This window comes from Spirosoma koreense (assembly GCF_054777875.1).
The window spans coordinates 2,299,444-2,321,298 of the sequence record NZ_BAAHAC010000022.1 but is presented as its reverse complement, the minus strand read 5'-3'; the positions used below and the strand labels follow the sequence as shown (position 1 = coordinate 2,321,298).

At 53.0% G+C, this 21,855-nt stretch carries 15 protein-coding genes; 2 read left to right on the top strand and 13 right to left on the bottom strand.

Annotation, left to right across the window (positions count from 1 at the left end; all coding sequences use genetic code 11):
• Positions 1–13: 13 nt before the first annotated feature.
• The 5 genes from ACYVC2_RS23115 to ACYVC2_RS23095 all read right to left on the bottom strand — a co-directional run bounded on the left by ACYVC2_RS23115 (position 14) and on the right by ACYVC2_RS23095 (position 5,970).
• Entirely contained in the window at positions 14–670 is a 657-nt protein-coding gene (locus ACYVC2_RS23115; protein WP_461106193.1) for an HAD family hydrolase, read from the bottom strand.
• An 864-nt stretch (positions 671–1,534) separates the two neighbouring features.
• Positions 1,535–2,245, bottom strand: coding sequence for a glycosyltransferase family 2 protein (locus tag ACYVC2_RS23110; protein ID WP_461106191.1), 711 nt, complete (start codon positions 2,243–2,245; stop codon positions 1,535–1,537).
• An 18-nt stretch (positions 2,246–2,263) separates the two neighbouring features.
• A complete protein-coding gene (locus ACYVC2_RS23105) occupies positions 2,264–3,436 on the bottom strand; it encodes a hypothetical protein (protein WP_461106189.1) in 1,173 nt (390 codons plus the stop codon).
• Between the two features lie 81 nt (positions 3,437–3,517).
• Positions 3,518–4,471, bottom strand: coding sequence for an acetyl-CoA carboxylase carboxyltransferase subunit alpha (locus tag ACYVC2_RS23100; RefSeq protein WP_461106187.1), 954 nt, complete (start codon positions 4,469–4,471; stop codon positions 3,518–3,520).
• Between the two features lie 68 nt (positions 4,472–4,539).
• Positions 4,540–5,970: an MBL fold metallo-hydrolase RNA specificity domain-containing protein gene (locus ACYVC2_RS23095; protein ID WP_461106185.1), complete on the bottom strand. Its 1,431-nt coding sequence runs from the start codon at positions 5,968–5,970 to the stop codon at positions 4,540–4,542.
• Positions 5,971–6,261: 291 nt separating this feature from the next.
• On the opposite strand from ACYVC2_RS23095, the gene ACYVC2_RS23090 reads away from it, so the two are divergent.
• The gene (locus tag ACYVC2_RS23090) at positions 6,262–7,182 is read left to right on the top strand and encodes a ketopantoate reductase family protein (RefSeq protein ID WP_461106183.1); all 921 of its coding nucleotides are present in this window, start codon (positions 6,262–6,264) and stop codon (positions 7,180–7,182) included.
• A 19-nt stretch (positions 7,183–7,201) separates the two neighbouring features.
• On the opposite strand, the gene ACYVC2_RS23085 is transcribed toward ACYVC2_RS23090, so the two are convergent.
• Both ACYVC2_RS23085 and ACYVC2_RS23080 read right to left on the bottom strand, forming a co-directional pair.
• Positions 7,202–7,930, bottom strand: coding sequence for an SDR family oxidoreductase (locus ACYVC2_RS23085; protein ID WP_461106181.1), 729 nt, complete (start codon positions 7,928–7,930; stop codon positions 7,202–7,204).
• A gap of 314 nt (positions 7,931–8,244) precedes the next feature.
• Entirely contained in the window at positions 8,245–9,048 is an 804-nt protein-coding gene (locus ACYVC2_RS23080; protein ID WP_461106179.1) for an NIPSNAP family protein, read from the bottom strand.
• 210 nt (positions 9,049–9,258) lie between these two features.
• Between ACYVC2_RS23080 and ACYVC2_RS23075 the strand changes: the two genes are divergently transcribed.
• On the top strand, positions 9,259–10,122 hold the full coding sequence (locus ACYVC2_RS23075; protein ID WP_461106177.1) for a M23 family metallopeptidase: 864 nt from the start codon (positions 9,259–9,261) through the stop codon (positions 10,120–10,122).
• 17 nt (positions 10,123–10,139) lie between these two features.
• Here the strand turns inward: ACYVC2_RS23075 and ACYVC2_RS23070 are convergent, their stop codons facing one another.
• The 6 genes from ACYVC2_RS23070 to ACYVC2_RS23045 all read right to left on the bottom strand — a co-directional run bounded on the left by ACYVC2_RS23070 (position 10,140) and on the right by ACYVC2_RS23045 (position 21,840).
• Positions 10,140–12,221, bottom strand: a complete 2,082-nt coding sequence (locus ACYVC2_RS23070) for a sensor histidine kinase (protein WP_461106175.1) — start codon at positions 12,219–12,221, stop codon at positions 10,140–10,142.
• A 145-nt stretch (positions 12,222–12,366) separates the two neighbouring features.
• Positions 12,367–13,380, bottom strand: a complete 1,014-nt coding sequence (locus tag ACYVC2_RS23065; protein ID WP_461106173.1) for a bestrophin family protein — start codon at positions 13,378–13,380, stop codon at positions 12,367–12,369.
• Between the two features lie 31 nt (positions 13,381–13,411).
• A complete protein-coding gene (locus ACYVC2_RS23060) occupies positions 13,412–14,590 on the bottom strand; it encodes a SpoIIE family protein phosphatase (protein ID WP_461106171.1) in 1,179 nt (392 codons plus the stop codon).
• A gap of 33 nt (positions 14,591–14,623) precedes the next feature.
• Positions 14,624–15,490 carry a sensor histidine kinase gene (locus ACYVC2_RS23055; RefSeq protein WP_461106169.1) on the bottom strand — a complete coding sequence of 289 codons (867 nt, stop codon included), beginning with the start codon at positions 15,488–15,490 and terminating at the stop codon, positions 14,624–14,626.
• A gap of 39 nt (positions 15,491–15,529) precedes the next feature.
• Positions 15,530–19,264, bottom strand: coding sequence for a sensor histidine kinase (locus ACYVC2_RS23050; protein WP_461106167.1), 3,735 nt, complete (start codon positions 19,262–19,264; stop codon positions 15,530–15,532).
• A 29-nt stretch (positions 19,265–19,293) separates the two neighbouring features.
• Positions 19,294–21,840: a HEAT repeat domain-containing protein gene (locus ACYVC2_RS23045; protein ID WP_461106165.1), complete on the bottom strand. Its 2,547-nt coding sequence runs from the start codon at positions 21,838–21,840 to the stop codon at positions 19,294–19,296.
• Positions 21,841–21,855: the final 15 nt, after the last annotated feature.

Below are 21,855 nucleotides of genomic sequence, written 5' to 3'. Positions count from 1 at the left end.
GGGGCTGCCCGCTCTATCCCAGGTCTTTCAAATAATCCAGAATTGTTTTCGGAGGCTGCACGTGTACAGCCTGAATACCTAACTCCGCAGCGGCCTGGATGTTCGCGCCGTTGTCGTCGAAAAACGCCGTCTCGTTGGCTTCCAGCCCAGCCTGGCTCAGTACATGCCGATAAATTTCGGGCGAGGGCTTCATCAGTCGGACGGCGTAAGAATAAAATACGTTTTCGAACAGGTCTTCCAGCGTCGGCTGGCCCATGTCCGTCAGCACCTTGTTCACCTGCCGAATGTGGATCGGGCTGGTATTACTGAGCAAAAACACGCGATAATGGCCTTTCAGCGCCTTGATCCGCTCCAGCCGCTCGACAGGAATGTCCAGCAGGACCGTATTCCAGGCGGTATCGATTACTTCGTCGGCCCAGCGGTCGGAGGTGCCGTGTTGATTTCGAAGCACTTCGCGCACGTGTTGCCGGAAAGCATCGTCGTCCACCAGGCCGGTTTCGTACTGGCTCAGGATGTTATGCTGCTTCCAGATGGCCATGACTTCCTGCTCGGGCAGGTTGGCCAGCATGGCAAAATTGCGCATTGGGGCGGTCATGTCGATTGGGATGATCACATCACCGAGATCGAAAATGAGGTTTTTGAGGGTGGTTTTGTTCAGTGTAGACTCCATTCGTACTGTTCCGGTCAAGGCATAAATGAACCGGAAGCCAAAGATAGCGTTAGATTTGCAGACAAAGCAGCAAGGAAGATGGCAAAGTTGACAGTCAGGAACGTCGGCCTGATTCAGGAGGCTGAGTTAAAAGTCAAAAAGCACAGGGGCTTTCGGTCCGCAGGGTTCGGAAACTGATTGTGATTGAAGAAGATGCAGGAGTTGATTGTGCCACCAGGCGTCCTCCGTCAGAATACCTAAATGTAGCAGCTGCATCATATGGAAACAATTTTCTAATGTCACTTTATACACTAGAACTGATGCGAGTTAATTCATTTCCGTACCTTACCAACTCTAAATCCTGGAAGGACATAGAAAATGATTTATTGAACGTCCCCGAAAGGATGGAAATGTTGAATCTGATTAAGTAAATAATTGAGAGCGGGGTATCACAGCGGCTGTTTGCCTATACGTCCCACTATGATTTAGTGGTGAGCATTTATGATCAAATAAGCCCCCTTAATGAATCCCTACACATTGATTATGAGCTATCTGACAGGGGCGTGGAGTGGCTTTTTAGCTATTACTCTGGTCCATCCACTGAACCTGAATTCAAAAGACGGTATTCAGAAGGCAAGCTGATTGAAAAATTCAAGGAATTCCTGGATAAGATTGCCTGGTAAATAGAATGGGCATCAAAGGATACCTTGTCTTAGTACAAAAAGACATTTTGTAGTACGGCCGTTCTCTGATAATCAATAAATTACCAAATCAACTGATTCGCATCTATCATCGTATTACTTCTATTAGACGCAACACGCTATCACAGCGACATCAAGCGGTTCGCTTAATACACCCAATGAGGTTGTTCTCGTGGTAGCAAGTTTATCCAAACAGCCCGTAGCGGAGAATGCAGTAGATGGCGCGGAAGCCGTCTTTCCAGTTGATTTTTTTCCCTTCTTCGTAGGTCCGGCCGTAGTAGGAAATGCCCACTTCATAGATACGAATGCCGGGTACTTTCGAGATTTTAGCGGTGATTTCCGGCTCGAAACCGAACCGTTTTTCGTGTAAGGGTATCTGCTTGATCAGGTCCGAACGGAATAGTTTGTAACAGGTTTCCATATCCGTCAGGTTCAGATTGGTAAACATATTACTCAGAAACGTCAGGAATTTGTTACCGATCGTGTGCCAGAAGAAAAGGATCCGGTGCGCATTCCCCCCCATGAACCGGGAGCCGTATACGACATCGGCAAAACCATCGAGAACGGGCTTCAGTAAAATATTGAACTCTTCCGGGTCGTATTCCAGGTCGGCATCCTGCACGATCAGGTAATCGCCACTCGCCTGCTGGATACCCGTGTGTAAAGCCGCGCCTTTGCCCTGATTGACGGCGTGAGCCACGTATTGCATTTCGGTGGCTGGATTCAGGCGAATAAAGTTTGTAACGACGCTCTCCGTATTATCTTTCGAACAGTCATTTACGACGATGATTTCCCGATCGACCTGCGCCGGTAATTGAATCTCAACCAGTTTTTTCAGTATTCGCTCGATGGTTTTCCCTTCATTATAGGCAGGTACAATTATCGATAGTTTCATCGGGTAGATAGCATTAAATCAAAGCGAACCGTAGATCTGGTAGATAACACAGCTGATTACAAAAACACAACACAGGGTCAGCAACAGGCGGGGCTGCTGCGCTTCTCTTTTTGTAATTCCGCACCAGGCTAAACAGGGAGCAATGGTCGCGAAGATGGAAATCCGCTCGTAAAGATAGGGAAGCGTGACTAATAAAACGGCGGCCCCCAGCAGACCGAAAAATAATTGGTAGTGATCGCGGTGTACGCGAAGCCAGCCTAATCCAACCAGTCCGTAGAGAATAACCCAGCCAAGCTGATAGTACTGGCCCAGAATTACCTGGCTCCCTTCGCGGGCAATGGCAGTGATGTTGGCAATGAAGTACAGGATGATGACCGCCAGAAGAACCAGCCCCACCACCGCCCGCGAATACGTCCGGTGAGCCCGGATATCGGCCCAGTTCCGGTTGCCGCTGATCCAGAGTGTCGTACCCGCCAGCAGAAACACCGTAAACAGATACCCGAAAGAAGGTTTGCCATTGACGTGGTAATGCTGAAAAAAATAATGATTGACGAATTGTTTGGGGTAGATCCCGCTCCAGGTATACCAGGTGATCAGCACGCCACAGATGGCAACGAGGCCGAAAATCAGCACCCGGATCACTTCTTTTTTCTGAAGCGGAAAGGTGGGCATGAAATACCCGATGGCGCCACCCGTAAACACCTGAAAATTAACCGCAAACAGCAGAAACAGCAGCCCGATTTGTTTTTGCCGACGGATCAGGGTCCAGAACGTGTAGAACAGTAGAATAGCGGGCAATAACGGATGCGCCCGACTGGCGTAGATCAGCACGAACGGGTTGAACAGAATCGCCAGCGCTTTGTATTTTTCGGCTCTTACGTGGATGCACACCAGGGTCAGCCAGCAGAGCAGCGACAGCGTCCGTCCGATCAGCAGCAGGTAGTCGCCCAGCACATCCAGGTTGGCTAAGCCGTACTGGATAATAGCAATGACCCATAAATAGAACGACGAAATCGACCAGGCCGGACTCATATCCAGCCCCGGTAATTTCTGGTAGGCCTGCTGAAAGGCGACCAGATACCCCCCGCCCTCGTCGCCCCTGGCCTGCAGGGTAAATGAAAAATAAAGAAGGAGAAAAAAAGTAACCGTGATTAATCCATACGAAATCAGGGACAGTTTTCTTTCAATCATACGCGTACAAGCTTCCGCCAGGCAACGCAGCCACCGGTGGCTACGCTTGTCTTTCAGCGATTCAACTTACCAGGTTACGAGTTATTCGACAACGACGCCCATCGAGCAGAACTTATCGATCCGCTGATCGATTCGCGCCTGAGGGTCCAGGGCGTTCAGTTCGGCTAGTGCCTTCAGAATGGCTGCTTTCAGATGACTGGCCATGGCCTGATGGTCGTTGTGCGCTCCGCCAACCGGCTCTTCCACGATTTCGTCGACCAATTTGTTCAGCTGCATGTCGCGGGCGGTCAGCTTCATGGCTTCGGCCGCCTGCTCTTTAAAATTCCAGCTACGCCACAGAATCGTGGAGCAGTTTTCGGGTGAGATAACCGAATACCAGGTATTTTCGAGCATCCAGACCCGGTCGCCGATGGCAATACCCAACGCGCCCCCCGATGCCCCTTCGCCAATGATGATGCAAATAACGGGCACCGTCAGCATAAACATTTCCCGGAGGTTACGGGCAATAGCCTCGCCCTGGCCCCGCTCTTCGGCCTCCAGCCCCGGAAACGCGCCCGGCGTGTCGATCATGGTAATGATGGGCTTGTTGAATTTTTCAGCCAGCTTCATCAGTCGCAGCGCTTTCCGGTAGCCTTCCGGATTGGGCATACCGAAGTTCCGGTATTGCCGTTGTTTGGTATTCCGCCCTTTCTGCTGCCCGATAATCATGACAGTCTGCCCATCGAGTTCGCAGAACCCACCCACCATGGCCGGATCGTCGCGCACGGTACGGTCGCCGTGCAGTTCGATAAACTGATCGCACATGAGCGAAATGTAATCGAGGGTATAAGGCCGGTCGGGATGGCGCGACAGTTGGACGCGCTGCCAGCGGGTCAGGTTCTGAAAAATTTCCCGGCGAAGCTTATCGATACTCTTTTCGAGTACGTTCACGGCCTCGCTGACGTCGACATTGCTGGTATGAGCTAACTTTTTGGTTTCTTCCAGCCGCGCTTCAAGATCGGCGATGGGTTTTTCAAAATCGAGGTATGTTCTCATCAAAAGTCATTAGTCAATGGTCAATAGTCAATAGGGATTAGCCGTACTAACGACTATTGACTGTCAACTTATAGTTCAAAGCTTTCGCCTTTTTTCGGAATAATCACTTGTGGATATCCTTCTTCGGCCAGCGTATCGCGGAAGGACTCCATGCTCTCGTATTCGCCATGCACCAGAAAAATCCGTTTCAGGGTTTCGGGCGACTGCATACCTACGAAATGAATCAAATCGTTGCGGTCACCGTGCCCACTAAACACGTCAATCTTCTCGACATTGGCCAGTACCTGGTGCTCTTTTCCTTTGATACTCAGCGTCGGCTGCCCGTTAAGCAACCGCCAGCCGAGGGTTCCTTCGGCGCAGTAGCCGATGATCAGAATGGTCGCGTAGGGGTTGCTGATATTTTCGGCTACGTGGTATTCGACCCGTCCGCCCTGGACCATGCCCGACGAGGAAATGATAATACAGGGTTCGGCGTAATTCGAGACGGCTTTGCTGGCTTTCGACGATTCGAGAAACTGGAAATTCTGGAAATCGAACAGGGTTTCGTTTTCCTTATAAAACTCCCGGGCTTCGCCGTTCAGCATTTTTACGTGCTGCAGGTAAATTTTGGTACTCTCGTAACCCATCGGACTATCCGAAAACACCTTGATGGGCGGAAAATTCCGTTCGGTATAAAGCCGGTTCAGGGTGTACAGCAGCGCCTGCGTCCGACCCACACTGAACGACGGGATGATGAGTCGCCCCGGAATATCGATACACGTACGCTGGATGATGTCGGCTAGCGCATCCTCGGGCGACATCGTATGCTCGTGCAGCCGATTCCCGTAGGTGCTCTCGCAAATCAGGTAATCGACCGGCGGAACCGGCGCCGGATCGACCAGCAGTGGGTAGTTCTTCCGGCCAATATCACCCGAAAAACAGATGCTTTTGCGCACTCCATTCTCCACGACGTTGATCACGATATGCGCGGCTCCCAGCAGGTGCCCCGCCGGAATAAAGGTTACATCGACGCCCTCGGTCACTCGGAACTTCCGGTTGAAGGCAATCGGTACGACGTTTTCCATCGCGTCCCGCACCTGTTTATCCAGAAACAGATCCTTCTGCATTTGCATCTGACGATCTTTTACCCGCTGTTTTTTGCTGGCATTCAGCTCGTTGATCCGCTTCTGGTTCAACGAAGCAGCATCTTTCAACAGGACATTCGTCAGTGCGAACGTCGGCTCCGTACACAGAATCTGTCCTTCGTAGCCTTCCCGAAACAGGTTGGGTAAATTACCCGAGTGATCGACATGGGCGTGGGTCAACAGAACCAGATTGATGCTGGAAGCCTCAAACGGGAAAAAGCCCGGATGAGTAACGACGGGGGCCGTCTGACCGTTCGAACTGGATCGTTCCAGATCAGAACCACAGTCAATCAGGATGCGGTAATCATCCTCCAGTTCCAGCAGGTACATACTACCCGTTACCTGCCGGGCCGCCCCCAGAAATGATAATTTCATGCGTGCAACTTTAACTAATCAGTGTCGTGTATTTTATATTTCGTGAGGGTCCGTTAAAGACAAGTGGGTGGCGTTTGGCACATAAGAGTGCAAAAGTACATCATTGTCGCTTAATGTTGGTGTTTTGCCGGAAAATGCCCGTAGTTTAGCTGGATTGGGAGCCCTACTCTGGCTCCTGATGTCCCTGCTCTCAGGGCCCGGCCAAATTTCCCCTTAGTAAAAAAGTAAAAGCAGAAAACTGTCGCAGTGTTTACTTTTCGAAGATTTTTGCGGAGATAAATTCCTGTCAGCATGTCAGATCATATCTATATCGTCGGAGCGGGTGCGATCGGGAAAGCCCTGGCTGTTTTCCTGACTCTCAACCAAAAAAGGGTTACTTTACTGCGTGGCAGCCTCCTCGATGGGTCGGCTTACCCAACATCGATCAGGGTGATTCTTCATACGGACGATGAACGGGAGGCAACAATTACCATCGGCACACTCGCTGACGTGCCGGAACTGGACGGCCCGGTTGTGTTGACCAACAAATCGTATGGCAACGAAACGCTGGCTCAGGTACTCGCCGAAAAAACAAAGACGGCGCCAATCGTTATTCTACAGAATGGGTTAGGGGTCGAACAACCTTTTCTGAACCTCGGTTTTTCGCAAGTTTACCGGTGTGTGCTCTTTGTGACCAGCCAGCTCATCGCCGAAAACCGGATTCGCTTTAAACCCGTAGCGGTTTCACCCATTGGTATCATCGACGGCAACAAAGCAACCCTGGATGCGCTCGTCGGTCAACTGACTACGCCAGATTTTAGCTTTAAAGCCGATGATGCTATTCAGGCAGTTATCTGGAAAAAAACGATCATCAACAGTGTTTTCAATTCGATCTGCCCGCTTCTGGACATCGACAACGGCATTTTTCATAGGGACGAAAAAGCGCTGACCATCGCCCGAAGAATAATCGACGAGTGCGTACAGATCGCAACCGCTGCGGGCATTGCACTAACCGAAAAAGACGTCGAAGAAAGCTTGCTGCAGATAAGCCGCGCTTCAGATGGGCAGTTGATCTCTACCCTGCAGGATATCAACAACCGCCGACCAACGGAACTGGACACCCTGAATTTCGCCATTGTCCGCCAGGCCGAAACGCTGAACCGGGCCTCCGTGGTCAGAGAAACCCGCCTGCTCGGTGAACTGACGAAGTTGAAATCGGATCTGAACCGATAGCAGCCACGAATAAGTCCATTTACACAGGCCCGTTCATGCGGCTGAAGGTAGCCCGCAGATCATCCGGACTTGCGTTAACCATGGCCTCGCTGAACCCATACGTGATCTCGGTTTTACCTTGTTGGAGCTGCTCGAAAACAGCGTTGATAAATCCGCTCACGGGCGGGGCCTGATCGTGCAGTCCTTTTCCCCCCAGATCAGTGTTGAGAGCGGGCGGAATCAGTTCGATCACCTCAATGCCGCGCGGCTTCATCAGTGCCCGCAACGACAGCGTAAACGAGTGAAAAAACGCTTTGGTCGCCGAATAAACCGGCACTTTCGTCAGCGGGACAAACGCCAGTCCGGAAGTCACGTTCATGATGGTCGTCAGTGAGGGCAACTTGATAAAGAGGGAAGCCAGCTGCAGCGGAGCTTCGATATTTATCCTGATTTCGGTGGTGGCCTGGCTGAAAAAGTCCTCGTCCGAAATGCTCATCCACTGCTGGATGCCGGCGTTATTGACCAGCACCGTCAGATCAGGGTGTTCGGCCGCTATCCAGTCAAACAGCGCCTGCCGCTCCTCGGGCAGGGCCAGATCGCAGGTTCGGGTGATAACCGACGGAAATTTTGCCGCTACTTCATCGAGTGCTTCCTGCCGTCGGCCGCAGATAATGACGGTATTGGCTTCCTGAACGAACCGCTCGGTAAGCCCCAGGCCAATACCCGATGCCCCGCCGGTAATAAGAATTTTGTTATTCGAAAGATTCATACCTGTGTGTTGGAATGCCTGTTTACCTGGTAACGCCCAGAGCCCCGCCACGGTTTTGAGGAAGCCTCACTAAACCATGACACGGCTCTGATCGAATGAGCGGAATACGCTATAGACCACTACAGACTCATTCGTTTGAGACAGCGTTCGGCACTGGCCTGCTTATACTTTAACCCCGTGAAATAATAACTAAGAGTGGGCGCCCCATCACTAATGCAGTAGAGTAGATAAATAAAAACAGGGCCTGATTACAGCGCCCGGATAGGTTTTCTGTAGTCAGGCCCGAAGTCGATTGGCGAAACGCCGGATTAGGATTAAAGCTGCGAGAAGGCCGTTGGAACCAGGAAAGTCCGGTTGATATTCGAAATGATTCGAGCGTCGGCATACTCGGGCATGGAGCTGATCTTTTTCCAGTCCGGATCACCGCCAAAGGCTTTCCAGTTCTGGTCATGTTCGGCCATATCGTCGAAGGTCAACAGATAGGTCAGGTTGGGGCGCATCGGCCCGATCAGCGTTTCGCCGAAGAACACCGGCGTTAGCCCGACGCGCTTGAAAATGGTGATCTCTCCGCCCTGATTGAACATCTCGATTTTCTTTTTACCGGCCGCTTCGCTGGGGCTTTCGTACCGGCGTAACTCGAAAAGGCGGGGCTTTTTGGGCGGCACCTCCAGTTTAGGCATCCCTGAAAAAGCTCTCAGCAACGAACTTTCGATGCGTTCATACGCTGGCTGGGTGGCTTCGGCGGTCAGGTACTCCGCTCCTGCCTGCTGGTAAGCCGCATCACCCGCCAGTTGGTCGGAGACGTTCAGGTATTGGTCCATCGACGTAAACGGAATGAGCGCCACCAGTTTGGTGAAGCCCTGCGGAAGGTACTCCGTAAACACACCGACATTCTGGCTACCCAGCCGGTTGTAAGCAGGAATGGCCGCCCGTTCAAAATAGGTTTGGACCAGCTTTAATTGCCGGTTGTTTTTTAAACTATAAATCCGCAGTTCATAAAATTCAGGATTTGGGTTTTGCTGGACTGACATAGCTGCAGCGGGCTGACTTACTGAACCGACAAGGGTAGCCGCCGAACTGGTCAGTAAAGAGGTTTTAACAAAGGCACGTCTTTTCATCGCGTGTAAGTAATTGACTCAGGGGTCTGAAGGTAAGTAGTTGGTCTATCCTTCCTTAAAGGAAGCGCGCTATTCAATCTATCGTACCGTTCGTCAACAATTACCGTGTTGTGGTTTACCCGTGACGACTCACCGATAACAGCCGGATTTTATAACAGTGCAGAGTCCTAGTGGGTTATATCCGAAACCGACACGCCTGATTCATACGCCATGAACCCCTTCATTGTAGCCACTTTGGCCAGCTTCTGTCTTTACTTAGCGCCCCTTCAGGCCCAGTCCCGAAAAACCACCGTTACCACAAGCCCCAAATCCGTTAGTGTCGCTCAGGGTGAGGTAGCGCGCTGGGCGGGTAATTGCCTCCGCTGTAGTTTCGAAAAGCGAGCGTGGCCAGCCGTCAACGGCACCTGCTACTATCCCGTGGATATGGATATGAAACCGGGCACTTATACCGTTTCCCGCCGAACTACGGGTGGTAAACTCGAAACGGCGACCCTTTATGTGGCCGAAAAAGCCTGCGAGCAGGAGGACCTGGCCCACTTTCCGAAGAAAGAATACGTCAATGTTTCCGCGCCGAATCTGGCCCGTGCGGCCAAAGAACTGGCCGTCGTCAACCCGATCATCAGCTACAAAGCGTCGGTACGCCCTGCCGTTTTCGATTTACCCCTGGGTAAACCCGCCAATCCCTTACCGAAGGGAGAAGGTAATTTTGGAGCTTGCCGGACGCTCAACGGTCAGGCTCGTGACCGCCACACCGGCCAGGATTATCCTATTGCGGCCGGTAAGCCGGTCCTGAGCGTCGGCAACGGCCGGGTGGTGCTGGCGGCCAATCAGTTTTATAGCGGCAATTCGGTTTTTATCGATCACGGCAACGGCCTGATCAGCGAATATTTTCATTTGAAAAGTTATACAGTCAAACCCAACCAGACGGTCAGGAAAGGCGAGAAAATCGGGCTCGTGGGCGAAACGGGCCGGGTTACCGGGCCCCACCTGCACGTGGGCGTCCGCTGGCATGGAGCCTGCATCAATCCCGGCTTTCTGCTGATCGACCCGGCCGATCTGGCGCAGGTCAGGTAATGGTAGCCCCTTGTGGCTTAGGCGGCTAAGCGCGTATGCGGAATGTGCAGGCGGAACAGGGTGCCGTTGTCGCTGTGGAGTTCGTAATGGCCTTCCAGTTGCTCACTCAACGAAGTGATCAGGAGCTTGCCAAAGGAGGTCAGTTTGCCGGCTTTCCGCCAGTCGCTCACTTCGATACCGGGTCCGTTGTCCTGCACTTCCAGGGTGAGGCCCGAGAGAAACGGGTTGCTGTCGGTACGCAGCCCAATTCGTAACAGGGGATCGTGGTGGTCGATGTAGGCATATTTGAACGCGTTGGTAATCAACTCATTGACGATCAAACCAATGGGAATAGCGATCTCTACGTCCAGTTTTTGTCGTTCGATATCGATTAGTAGCCTGAAATCATCGGCCTGATAACCATACGCCCGCATCAGGCTCTCAGCCAGATTCGTCAGGTACTCCTGCATATCGATCTCCGTCAGCTGATCGGTGCGGTACAATTGCTGATGAATCAGTGACATGGCTTCGACCCGCTGCTGGCCCACCCGCACCGCCTGAATCGCCTTTTCGTCGTTCATGCCGCTCATCTGCAAATTCAGCAGACTGGACACGATAGCCAGGTTGTTTTTTACCCGGTGGTGCAGCTCTTTCATCAGCGTCCGCAACTGATCGGATTGATTGACCAGTTGCCGACTGTTTCGGGTGATGATGTCGTTCTGTTCCGATAACCGGCGGTTGGCCCGACGGATGACGTAGTACTGCCCGATCAGAATGCTTACCAGCACGAAGAGCAACCCCAGCCCGCTGGCCATCTGCTGAATCTGCTGGGTATGCTGCTGATTCTCCTTGTCCAGGATCGCAATCTGATGCAACCGTTTCTGCGTGTTGTATTTGGTTTGAATTTCGGCCACGGCCCGCGTTTTTTCAACCTCCGACCGGGCTTTTATCTGGGCGATCCGGCGGTTTTCTTCCGCCTGAACACCCGCAATTTCTTTTGCTTTTTCGGCTTCTATGTTGGCAATTTCACGGGTTTTAGCCAACTCCAGATCAGCCTTGATTTTCGCCAGGGCATTAGCCTGCTGCACCTGAAACTTCCCCTGCAGCTGTGCAATGGCCCGGGTCTTTTCCAGATTCATCAGCGAATCCTCGATTTGTTTATCTTCCAGCACTGCCTTGTAGGCTTTGTCGTACTGGCCGGCGGCTGCGTAGGATCGGGACAACACCCGATACACGGACGTCTGCAGGGGAATGTCTTTGCTGATCTGGACCTGTTCGAGGGCTTTTTCGGCGTACTCCAGCGCTCTTTTAGGCTGGTTCAAACCCAGGTACGACGTGGCCAGATTCCGGTAGTTATGCGCCAGACTGCTGTTCTTTTTCAAGGCCAGGTTAATCGCCAGCGACTTGTTGAGGTACACGATGGCCTGGTCGTACTGCTTTTCGACGTTATAGTTCTTGCCCAGATTATTGTACATGATCCGGTTCTCTTCGGGCTTGGCGTGGATGCGTTCGTTGATGGCCAGCGCTTTAAAAAAGCAGTCCCGCCCTTGTTTGAACTCGCCCAGATCTTCGTAGAGAATCCCCAGATTAACGTAGTTATCGACCAGTTGCAGACTGGCATTCAGGCGCTGATTGATGGCGATCGCCTGCTGCATGTGGGCAATACCCTGCCGGGTGTACGCCAGCACGTGCTGACTCTCTCCCATCGTCTTATACAGCCAGCCCAGGTTGTTATACACCTGGCCGATCGACTTCTGCTTATTGACTTTGGCGTAATACTGAATGGCCGCCTGATCGAAGGTCAGCGCTTCTTCGAAAAGGCCCTGGCGCATGCAGATCGCTCCCCGGAGCCGGTTGTAATCGCCCAGCCCACCGTAGTAGCTGATTCGCTGACTGAGCTGCTTCGTCTGCTTCAGATAGTGATCGACCGAATCGAGCTGGTTCTGCTTATAAAACGCATTTGCAATGTCGTAATACGTATTGGCCCGGGTCGTATCGGGCAGTTTACGTACTAGCGTCGTCTTTAGGCTGTCGATTAGCCTGCGCTGGGAAAATGCCGGTTGGGCAGCCCCAGTAAGCATCAACAAGATGTAAACAAAAAGCCAACGACGGGTTATCATAGCCGGAATAAGTAAACCAATCTACCATACAAAGCAGACTCAGGCGAACATATTACCGGCTAAAATAACCGAATAATTTATAGTAATTATCGCTTACTGAGGGTTCTACACATGCTTATCTATTTTTCGGTCGGTCACATTCAACTTACATCAGAATATCGTTGACAGGTTGTATACGTTGCGGCAATTCCGTTTCACCAAGCATCTCCCGCAGGTCGATTTCTATGTTGCGGCAAATGGCCGTCATCGGAATGTCGTTGATGCTGTTTTCGAAAGGGTTTTCGCTGGTGTCGCCCACCACTTCCATCGTGTAAAAGACCCAGGCTATCACCGTATAAAACGGGATGGTCAGCCACACGTGCGAAGGGCTTATTTTGCTCATTTCGGTCAGCAGGCCGAAAGGCAGGATGCAAACGAACATCCAGACGAACAGGTAACTGAAGTACGCATACTGCCTCGGAAACGGAAACGACTTGATGCGTTCGGCGGCTCCCTGCTGGTTGTAGAATTCGACCAGCATGCGCTCCATGTCGCAGTGGTAATATTCTGAAATCAGCCCCGCCCGGCGTAGTTCCTGCAACTGCTTCGACTGCTGGCGAATGATCTGCGTAGCCGGATTTTTCCGCTCGATGAAAAACTCAACCTCTTCGTCGTGCAGAAACATACTCAGTTCTTTATCCAGCTTCCCCTGATCGGCCGCCTGCTGGCTCTCGGCTACGTCGGCGCCGATGTTTCGGTCGTCCTGCCAGACGGGTCGGCTGCGCAGTTGTAGCCGAAGCGCGTTCAGGTAAGCAATGTGCCGGTAAATGAGGAGTTGCTGGATACGGTACAATTCGCTGGGCGGATAACAAACTGGCGCATTCAGGTTGCTGATGTAATCCATCACCATGATTCCCCACGAGCGACTGGCGTTGACCAGCGCCCCCCAGATGCGCCGGGCTTCCCAGAGTCGCTCGTAGGAATTGTTGTTCTTAAAACCCACGTAAAAAGCGACAGCCGTACCGATGGTGGCAATCGGCACGAACGGTACCGCCATAAACTTCCAGTCCAGCCAGACGTACAACGCACAGATAATGAAGGAATAAGCGACAAAAAAAGCAACCGCCCGCCAGGCAAACGGTAGCAGGATGCGAAACGGAATACGTTTGGCGGTGTACATGGGTCAATTCAGGTTAAACGTCACGAGTGAATTACTTGCTGCCAGCATAGTGCAGCGTAAGCGCGGTTATATCATCGAACTGAGCCGCTTCGCCGATAAACGTCTGAATCTCATGCAGAATCGTCTCGTTGATCTGCTGCGGTTTCGCGGCTGAGGTCTGAGTCACCAGGATTTGTTTCAGCCGCTCCAACCCGAAACGTTCGCCCGCCAGGTTGTTGCCGTCGGTCGCTCCGTCGGTATAAGTAAACAGCGTATCGCCCGGTTCGAGCACAAACGTGTTGGACGTATACGGGAAGCTACCGTCGATGCACAGGGCCAGCCCTCCTTTCTTCTTGAGCACCTCCACCTGGTTGTTTTTACGCAGGATGAGCGGGGGCTCATGACCGGCGTCGATGTACTCGATAACGCCCGTTTGCAAATCCATAATCCCTACGAAAGCCGTTACGAACATCATCGACTCATTGTCGCCACTCAGAAAATCGTTGATGAGACGAACTTCTTCGCTGATGGGCCCGCAGTTCTTGTTCGAGAAATGGCTTTTGAAAATGGCTTTGGTAATGGCCATGAACAGCGAGGCCGGAATACCTTTGTCCGATACGTCGCCGATGATAAAAAACAGCCGGTTTTCGTCCATCAGAAAATAATCGAACAGATCGCCCCCGACGAATTTGGCGGCTTTCAGAAACGCGTGCAGATCAAAATCGGTCCGGTGCGGAAACGGCGGAAACGTTTTGGGCAGCATCGCCTGCTGAATTTCCTGGGCAATGTTGATGTCGTTCTGGATCGCTACCAGTTGGTCGTGCTCTTTCTGCGACCTGATCAGCCCCTCGACGTGGCTGATGGTTTTGTTGATCGTGATTTCGAGGTCTTCGAAATTGATGGGTTTGGTGACGAAATCGAACGCCCCCCGGTTCATGGCCGTTCGGATGTTATCCATGTCGTTGAAAGCCGAGACCATGATCGTTTTCAGGTTCGGATTCTCGTGGGTATCCAGTTTCGACAGAAACGTCAGACCGTCCATTTCCGGCATGTTGATGTCCGACAGCACCAACAGAACATCTTTGTTCTCGTTTAATTTTTCGAGCGCTTCGGCTCCATTGCTGGCGAAAATAAATTCAAAATTCTTGTCGCGGATCTGCCGTCTGAATTGTTGGGTAATCAGCATTTCCATGTCCGCTTCATCGTCGACGCTCAGGATTTTAATAGCCATTGGTTTAAAAGTTAATGCGTGGTTCGGCTGCACTCAGTTGAGGGGCAGACTAATGTTAAATTCCGTAAATTTTCCAGGTTCAGAATCGACACTTAGCGATCCGTTGTGTAGCTCAGTAATAATTTCACGACTCAGCGAAAGCCCCAGCCCGGTTCCTTTACCGGCTGGTTTTGTCGTAAAGAACGGTGTGAACAGCTTTTTTCTGATATCCTCCGGTATGCCGTCGCCGTTATCCCGGATTTTCACTTCGATGTGGTCGGGCAATTTCTGCGACAGCACCGTAATCGTTGGCTTATACCCGTCGATTTGCTTTTTCGAGCGTTCATTGACGGCATAGCAGGCATTCAGCACTAAATTCAGGATGACCCGATTGAACGCATACGGCGCGATCGACACTTTGCCGATGGCCGGATCCAGCTTAAACGACAGCGACACGACAAACTCTTTGTCGCCCGCCCGCATGCCCTGGTAGGCCAGCTTGGAAAACTCTTCGATGAGCCCATTCAGGTCGGTCATCTCAAAATTCGACGTGTCGGTGCGGGTCTGGGCAAGCATCCCCAGAATGATCCGTTCGGCCCGGGCTCCGTTCTCACGAATCCGCGTGAGGTTCCCCTTGATCATATTGACCAACTGCGCCAGCTCGTCTGAGTCGGTCTGCTTCTCCAGCTTGGCAATGATGCCTTCGGCTTCATCGACTAGATCGACCGACAGCCGCGCATAGTTGGTAATGAAGGTGAGCGGGTTTTTGATCTCATGCAGGATACCAGCCGTGAGCTGACCAATGGAGGCCAGCCGATCCAGTTCGGCTACCCGCTCCCGAAGCGCAACCAGTTCGGTATCGACTCCTGGGGGCGAATCAGTTAAAGGACGGGGTTCTTCTGTGCGTTTTGTCGGCTCCATACAGCTAGGATTAAAAGAATTGAAAATGATAAGGTTGAACTATTGGGTCAGGGTTGGGAGCGTCATCAGAATTTCTGTGTATTCGCCCTCTTTCGATATAATTTCTACTTTTCCGCGGTGGGTTTCAATAATGTCTTTGACCATGAACAGCCCCAGCCCGGTACCGGCCGAAGTAGGTTTGGTCGTAAAAAACGGGTTGAATAACTGCTCGACTTCGCGCGGAGGAATGCCCTTGCCGTTGTCGCGAAACCGCAAGCGCACCTGTCCGTTGACGGTTTCTGTTACGATCCGGACTTCGGGCTGAAACACCTTGCCCTGTCTACTTTTTTCGTAGAGCGCGTAGTACGAATTGCTCACCATGTTCTGTACCACCTGTCCGAATTCGTAAGGTAGCAGCTTGGTCCGGATCGGCTTATTTTCGAGGTCCAGCACCAGTTCGATCGAAAAGTCTTTGTAGTTCGGCTTGATCTCCTGCATGGCCGTCCGGGTTTTGCTTTCGATGAAACTGTTCAGGTCCGTTTCGAGGAAATTCCGCGATTTTTCTTTCAGCAGCTTCTGCATGTCCTTCAGAATCCGGGTAGTGCTGTTGCTGTGGGCCAGAATCTTGTTCAGGTTATTTTTCAGCACGTTGGCATCGCTGATCACGTCGTCCAGCGTGTCGGTCGAAGGCGCGTCCCGCTGCTGTTCGAGCAGAGCAATCTGATCGTCGATCAGGCCGGTCGACAGCTGGGAGAAATTCGTGACGTAGTTGAGCGGATTCAGAATCCGGTCTACGATTCCTTTGGTCAGCTGCCCGACAGACGCCAGTTTTTCCTGCCGAATCAGTTCATCCTGAGTGTTTTTCAGGTCGTTGAGGGTGTTTTCCAGGTCTTCCAGCAGCCGGGTTTTGATGAAAGCGGCAATCAGGTGTTCTTTCAGGTTGCGGATCAGCGTGAGGTCGCGGGCGTCGAAAGCGTTGGCCCGAACGCTGTTCTCGAGGGTAATGAATCCTTCGATCCGCCCCGCGTTTTTGATCACGAGGGTGATCAGCGATTTAGGCGTCGTCAGCTCATCGACCGGGTTATTCAGCGGCTCGTAATAAACGTTGTCTTTGTGGTAAATATCTTCGTATACTTCGACCGCCTGAGCCAGCAACCGGTTCTCGACCTGCTCCTGCGTCAGTTGTATCGACTCCACGTAGCTCAGGTCCCGGCTGTTGCGCAGGGCCTTGAACCGGAACGAGTTCGTTTGTTTCTCGTAAACCAGAAAACTGGCGTTGTCCATATTCCGAATCACCGAAAATTTGGTCAAAATAGTCTGGAATAAACTCCCGAAGTCGATTTCGGCGTTGATCGACTGCACGATCAGGTCGATTTTTTCGAGCTGATCGTTTTTCACTCCCAGTTCTTCCGACTGCTTGACCAGCTCTTCTTTCTGAAAAACGACCTCTTCGGTACGCTCCCGAATCATGGTTTCTAGCGCTTGCTTTTCGCTTACCAGCCGGTTCAGCCGCCACCGGCCCACCCAGTAGATGAGCAGTGCCACCATCCCGACAAACAATCCGATGACCCACCAGCGCTGATACCAGGGAGCCAGTACACCGAATGCATAGACCGCTTCCTGGCCGGCTACGTTGTAGATGTTGTAGGCCCGCACCCGAAACTGGTAATCGCCAGGGGGCAGGTTGGTGTACTCTTTCTTGTTCTTCGACGAGGTCGAATCCGACCATTCGTGATCGTAATTTTCCAGCTTATAAGAAAACGTCAGGGCATTATTGACCGGAAAACTGGCCGCCGAAAACTCGAAGCTGATGTCGTTGACGGCATGGGGCAGGGTCACGGTTCCCTGATGGCCAGACAGGTTGTAGCCGTTGAACAGGGTTTTGCCGCCCGTCGTCTGAATCTGCCGAATCAGTGTCTGGTACGGTTTCGCATACCCTTTATGAATCAGTGGGTTGTAAAGAACGACCCCATCCCGACCGCCAAACCACACCCGCCCCTGCCGATCGGGATAAATTACGTTGATGGGTAGCGCAGACAGCGGCAGGAACGGAACCGTAACCGGCTGGTAGCCCTTTTCCTGCTTCTGGTAAAGGGTTATTCGCCGTTTATTGCCCTCAACAGTCCAGAGATTACCCTGTTCGTCTTCGAGCAGATCGTTTTTCCAGTATGCCGCTGCCGGTAAGGCCGTTCGGAAAGGATTGTACGGCAAAAACCGGTCCTGGGCGGCCTCGTACCGAAAAACACCTTTCTCGTTGTATACCAGCAGGCCCTGGGTCGTGTAGGCTACCCGGTCATACAGCAGCGTGGGCAGGCCCTGGCTGGTGGTGTAATGGGTTAGCTGGTTCGTTGCCGGCGTTAGTTTATAGAGCCCCGCGGTCAGTGTTTCGATCCAGAGGTTACCAGACCCATCGTCGACCACCCCCGATACCTGCTCGTGCAGATTTGGAAGCAGTTGATAGGTCACCGGCCGACCGGGCGAAACGGTCAGCATACCGAGTCCTTTTTCGGTGCCGACGTATAAGCGGGTGGCATCGTTCTTCCAGGCGATGACGCAGAGCGAATAATCCGTTGTGAGCCGACGCAACTGCCCTCCGACCAGTTGATACAGGCCGTGGCTGGTGGCGATAAACAGCGATTCGCCGACAGTGGTCATGGCAAAACTACCCGCCGTCAGCCCAGCTACGGACCTGACGCCGTCGGGACCGATGCGGAACAGGCCATTGATCGTGGCCAGATAAATCACGTTTCCTACCTGCCGGATGTCCATCACCTCGCCGGTCTGCCGGGCCGACTCGGCAAACAGCGTCAGCGGTGACGGGATTTCCAGCTGACCGATGCCGTTGTTGAGAGCAAGCCAGAGATTACCTTCGCGGTCGTTGAAGAGCGCATTGATGGGTTGGTCGAGCAGCCCCCCGATCTCGCGAACGAGCTGTTTGAGTTTCCCATCGGGCGTTAGGATCGCAATGCCCCCGTGCAGGGTGCCTATGGCTATCGTCTGATCGCTGAGGACGGTTCCGCAGGTGGCCTGGTTGTCCGACAGATAGTCGTTCCCCGAACTCGAAAAAGGCGTAATCAGCCGGTCGGAGAGTTGAAACAGGCCCAGTGTACTGCTCACGATCAGGGCTTTCCGAGCGGCCAGGGGCAGCATCGCTACTACGTTCGTTAGACGGAGCCCTCCCCCAGCCTGACGAATCGGCTGAAAAGTCCCGTTCTGAAACGAACGCAGGCCATACCGTTGCTGCGCAATGTAAATGTTCCGGTCGATCTGGAAAGCCCCCTGCACTTCCGCGTCTACGGTCCATTCTGTCAGTGCTTTGCCATTCCAGCGGAACAACCCATGGCGGGCGGCAAAGTAAATCCCGTCGGGGCCTTCCAGCACAGCCAGCACGTCGTTGAACCGGGAGCGCACCCGCTGGCTCAGGCTGACAAACCCCAGCGCCCCCGTACTGTCGGGGCGCAGATACCCAAACTCGCCGTTGGCCCCGACGTAGACCGTTCCGTTAGCGGCTGTCAGCAGGGCTGTTACTTTCGTGACGTTCTGGGTAGGAATGGTCCGCCAGTTCAGCCCGTCGTATTCCAGCACTCCCTCGAAATTACCCACATACAGCATGCCCCGGTGATCCTGGGTAAACGTAAAATTCTGGCTGTGGGCATCGTACTGACCCGGCAGAAAAAACCGGCTGGGGGGCGTCTGCAGCCCCGCTTCTCCGCTACGCACCTGGCCATACGCATCCCGACCGCCTGGGGGGCCGTAGAGCAGTAACCAGCAAAGTAGCGACAGAAACAGTTTCATAATCCGGGTCAATACGTTATCAATAATCGTCAATATACCAGCGCGTCCTCTTTCTGAATGCGCAATGCCTCCTCATCGATTCCATCAGCCACATGATTGGCAATTCGACACTGGTCCGGGTCCAGGTGCAGGCAAAGCGCTTTATGCAATTCCGCAAACCGACTCGGATTTAGCTTTTTGAGCACGTAAAACGCCGTTTCGGCAATGAGCTCATCGGGCGAAGCAGCATTCGCAATCAGAATGGCCGTCGGATCGGTCTGGTGCCAGTTCAACAGTTCGCGGATGGCCACGGCTTTCACCCAGGGCGTCAGCTTGTCGAAATCTTTGTTGATGATATCGCGAATCCGATCTTCCACCGACAGCCGCTGCTGCGGATAATTTACCGAACAGCGACGCAGCTTTTCATCCAGAGGAGCATCGGCAAACAACGGCAAAATCCGGTCTTTAAGCTCGGGCGGCAGGGCCGTTCCCAGCAATTCGATCAGGTAGCCTTTTATTTCGTCGTTTTTCTGGGTGATCAGGTCGCTGATGAGGTCGAACCGGTCATCTCCGCAGAGGGTAGCCAGCAGGTTGAATACTTTCGGCACGATCAGTTGTTTTTCTCTCCGGATTGCCCGAATCAGCGCCGACTGCTTGGCATACCCCGTCAGATCTAAACGGGCAGCCGCCAGCCACACCAGCAACGCAATCTGTTCGTCGAGCTGAACCAGCAGATACGGCCGCTCGGTGACGGTGGCCCGGTGTTTCAACCGGCGAAGTCCTTCGAACACCTTATCCCGTACGACCTGCGAGGGGTGATTGATCCGGTTCCGGAGAAACCGCAGGGCTGTTTCGCCACCGATATCGTTGACGATCTGGAGGATGCGCATCTGCATGGCTTTCGACTGGTCGTTCTGGTTGAAAAACCGGGCCAGTGCCGGCACAACCGGTTCGCCGATGTGGATGAGAGCCGCCGTTGCCATGGGTTCGCACTCGGGAATGGCTAAATGCTCGAACAACCGCGGCCACAGCTCCCGTTTGCCCAAGGCCCCCGCGGCCAGAATAGCCGCTTTTCTCACCGACGTATCATCGTCCCGCAGCAGGGTCAGCAGATGCACATAGGCGTAGTAGCGACTCGAATGGCCCAGCTCGGTAGCGGCCTGCCGACGATCGGCCGGCAACGGGGAGCCGACCCGTTCGACAATCTCGTCGAATGGACGGGCAGCCGGTAAGACCGGCAGGACAGGCGGAACGCCGTCGTCGGGTTTGATGGCGGCCATGATCCGGCGGGCGTAGGCCGACGAACGAACGACGACATCGTTGAGGATGGTGTGGTATTCGGCCTGAATCTGAAACGAAACGCCCACCCAGAAAATCACCACGATCAGGAACACATAACTCAGGTCGACCATGCCCCCCAGGTCGAGCGCATACAGGCCAATGAGCAAAGCCCCTGCCACCACATTCCCCAGCGCTTTGGGAACGCCCTCGATACGACTCTGCAGCCGGGTTCGTTCGGTAGCCGGAATGGGTTGAAAAAGCAATTGAAACACCGGCTCGCTGATGGACCGGCGGATGGAACTCATAAAAAACCGGCTTAGCGCAATGAACGCCAGCAGCAGCGACGTGGCCCCGAAGATCGTGCCATACACGGCCGTCAGGGTGTAACTGAACAACAGCGCCAGCGGCAGCATGACGATACCGATCCGGATGGAGTAGGCGCTGATCAGTCGATTGTAAAGAAACGCTTTGATGACCGTTTCGATGATAGAACACATGCCAAAAAAGATACCGAGGAAACTGGCCAGGATTTCTTTGTTTGGGAAAACCTGCTTCAGCTGCACCGTGAACATAAACTCGACGTAGACCAGACCGAATACGGGCATCAGCGCCAGGATATACAGCAGCACGTAATACCGCCTGTGCACACTGCTTTCCGATTGAGTAGAGTCGGTCGGGCCGGAGCGGGGAGCCGGTTCGGCCGATAGTTGCCGGTGAAAACGGCTGTTGATCACCAGCATCAGTCCCACGCAGACCAGCAGCGCAGCCAATGCCGCCACCAGCAACTGCTCCGTCGAGATGAAACTCAACAGAATCGGTACCGAGAAATAGCTGAGCACCGACGAGATCACGTCGCCCATGCTGATGAAACTGAAGAGCCGCTTGGCCTGTTGCAGGTTAAAAATTCGGGAAGCCGTTGCCCAGAAGGTAATCCCGTTGACAAAGACAAAAACGCGGTTCCAGAGAAACAGTACAAAGTACAGCCACTTATTCTCCATCCGGTCGGGAGCCAGCAGCAGACAGCCCACCGATATCAACAGAAACAGCAACAGTGAATTGTTCATCTGCACGAACGAGAGCCTCCGCTGCAGCGCCCGCACGATGCCCCCCAATCCGTAGATCAGTATACCTCCGGCAATGAACGCCAGCGGCAGTTCGGACCGGTCGAAGGTGGTCAGAAACAGCGATGTTGTGCAGGTGTAAAATACCGCTACCGACATCCCCATAAACAGGGAGTACGTCATGAACAGCAGCACGGTTCGGCCTTCGCCCGGCTGCATGTTGAATAGCTTGTAGATAGTATCCCGCTGACTCATCGTTCTGGTTGGTAC